The organism is bacterium (assembly GCA_040753555.1).
Classification (GTDB): domain Bacteria; phylum UBA9089; class UBA9088; order UBA9088; family UBA9088; genus JBFLYE01.
In genome coordinates, this window is the sequence record JBFMDZ010000286.1 from 1 (window position 1) to 2,247 (window position 2,247).

The 2,247-nt window shown below is 35.4% G+C and carries 4 protein-coding genes and 1 tRNA gene; all 5 read right to left on the bottom strand.

What is annotated here, in order from left to right:
• Nucleotides 1-242: 242 nt before the first annotated feature.
• The gene (locus AB1630_12540) at nt 243-566 is read right to left on the bottom strand and encodes a type II toxin-antitoxin system PemK/MazF family toxin (protein ID MEW6104619.1); all 324 of its coding nucleotides are present in this window, start codon (nt 564-566) and stop codon (nt 243-245) included.
• Nucleotides 560-808: an AbrB/MazE/SpoVT family DNA-binding domain-containing protein gene (locus AB1630_12545; protein MEW6104620.1), complete on the bottom strand. Its 249-nt coding sequence runs from the start codon at nt 806-808 to the stop codon at nt 560-562. The genes AB1630_12540 and AB1630_12545 overlap by 7 nt, the downstream gene beginning before the upstream one ends.
• Before the next feature lie 314 nt (nt 809-1,122).
• A complete protein-coding gene (locus AB1630_12550) occupies nt 1,123-1,407 on the bottom strand; it encodes a GyrI-like domain-containing protein (GenBank protein MEW6104621.1) in 285 nt (94 codons plus the stop codon).
• A 188-nt stretch (nt 1,408-1,595) separates the two neighbouring features.
• Nucleotides 1,596-1,670: transfer RNA gene (locus AB1630_12555), tRNA-Asn, on the bottom strand.
• A 72-nt stretch (nt 1,671-1,742) separates the two neighbouring features.
• On the bottom strand, nt 1,743-2,247 hold a 505-nt coding region (locus tag AB1630_12560), incomplete at its 5' end, for a hypothetical protein (protein MEW6104622.1).

Below are 2,247 nucleotides of genomic sequence, written 5' to 3' on the forward strand. Positions count from 1 at the left end.
AAAAGCACAATAAAAATAGAGTTCTCGCTTCGCTAAAGGGGGAAAGGGGGAGGATTATTCTAATATTTTTCAATAACCATAAATTTAAGCCCTATGAAAGGTTTTAGTAAAATTGGGGAATTTCTAGGCATTCCACGGTAGGGTTGTTATCTCTTGCTCTTTATCAAGATAAACAATCCTACCTTCTTCTATCTGCTTAACAATTTCACTGATTGACATTTTTTTCACCTCCCTTGGCATTTCTAATCAACAAGCATTTCTTTAATTACTGATTTTACCTCTTGTATCTTATTTTTATCTAATATGCCCAATTTTTTTATTAAACGCCTTTTATCTATGCTTCGTATTTGGTCAAGCACTATCCAGCCACTTTTATTTTCTAATATTATCGGTATCCTGGTTGGATAAGCGTGAGATTTTGAAGTAATCGGAGCAATAATTACAGTGGAAATATATTTATTCATTTCATCAGGAGAGATTATTACACAGGGCCTTGATTTTTTCATCTCGTGTCCTATGGTAGGATTCAAAGATACGATGTAAATCTCATATTGTTTTATTACCATTCCCAATCTCCTATATTTAAATCTACATTATCGTCTATCAATAATTTATCATCTTTATTGTCTTTCATATCTTTAAATGCCTTTTCCCAATTGCTTCTTGCTTTTTTATGCTCTGGTATAATGATTATTTTGTCTTTATCTAACTCTAAAATTACCGAATCCTTTATATTACATTGTTTTAATATCACTTTTGGTATCCTTATGCCTTTTGAATTTCCAATCGCAACTATATTTGTTTTCATATTTTTCACCTCCAAAAGTAATTATAATGTAATTACTTTGTTTTGTCAAGACAAAAGAAATTGCCGAAGGTAAATTGGGTGGAGCGTAGCGAAGCCTTTTATCCGCTGTTAGGCGATAGTGCAACACCATCAGAGATACCTCCTTACTTTTTTCATATAATCCTTATATTCTTCGCCATACTGTTCTATTAGAAACTCTCTTTTATCTCTTTCTACATCATAACAAGTATATCATACGGCAGGGTGAAAGTCATCAATTCTTTAGGTAATCTCGGCCTTGCAGAAATATCATGAAGTCCCCAAACCGCTGCAAATTACTTTGCGACTCTCAGTCGAATGATGGTATAGTATTTCTTTGGATTTCCTTTTCCAAACATCCCAGGTCCTTTAAGGTATTCCTCCTCATGTTCGCCGATTACTTTGTAGCCATTCTCTTTGATGAAGTTATGGAGTTTTTCTATGGTGGGAGTCTCTTCGCTATAAGGACCAATATGAAGAATCTCAGCCACATCTCCATATTCCCACTCCTTAATTTCAATCTTCATATTGGGGGTCTGCTTAAAATTATCGGGCAATTGGGCAGTCTCAGAAACCGGCAAGCCACAGTCACTAATCCATTCATTCTTGGGAATATCTAAGGATAATGGCCAACGGGCACAAGGGGTAAGTGGGAATCTTTTATGGTTATTCTTTAATTTGTGTGTGATACATTATACCCATTTTCTATTTCCTCCTTGAAAAATCAAGGGTTTGCAAGGTGGTTTGTGAAGTTGGGTAGAATTTAAATTGGCTCCGCGGGTAGGACTCGAACCTACAACCTAGTGGTTAACAGCCACCCACTCTACCATTGAGCTACCGCGGAATATCTTCAAATGCGGATTGCAGGGTGCGGAATTATTTAAGGATTTTATTTTTCATTCGCAATTTTTCCTTTTTACTCCGCTGTTTTATCAAGGATAAGGCCAATAATCGCTCCTCCTATGAGAAAATAGGAAAATGTTCTTATCTGGTTTTTCTCTCTTGCTAATCTTTTATTTTCTATTCTAAGCCTTTCAATTTCAATGTCTTTTGCTTTTAATTCCTTTTCTTTCCCATCTATCAATGCTTTTAGCTCATCTATTGCAGAGGTTAAATCCTGCTCTTTCTTTATAAGCTCATCCCTCTCCTTTATTGTTTTAAGAAGCTCTACCTCCTTCTCTGATAAAGCCTTTTTAAGGGAGGCATTTTCGTCTTGAATTTTATTCAAAAACCCCTCAAGCTCATCAATCTTTTCCTTCATCACAGCTATTAACTCTACTGTTTCAGAAGGAATAGGTCCTTTAATCTCTCCTATCATCTTATCAATGTATTTATCCTTTTCTTCTATACTCATCTTTATTCCCTCTTTTTTCTCCTTTAACACATCAAGAAAAGCCTTTGCCTCTTCATAGCCTATTGCC

Coding starts and splice junctions, on each gene's coding strand:
- AB1630_12540 (MEW6104619.1), bottom strand. CDS start 566: ATGGTAATAAAACAATATGAGATTTACATCGTATCTTTGAATCCTACC.
- AB1630_12545 (MEW6104620.1), bottom strand. CDS start 808: ATGAAAACAAATATAGTTGCGATTGGAAATTCAAAAGGCATAAGGATA.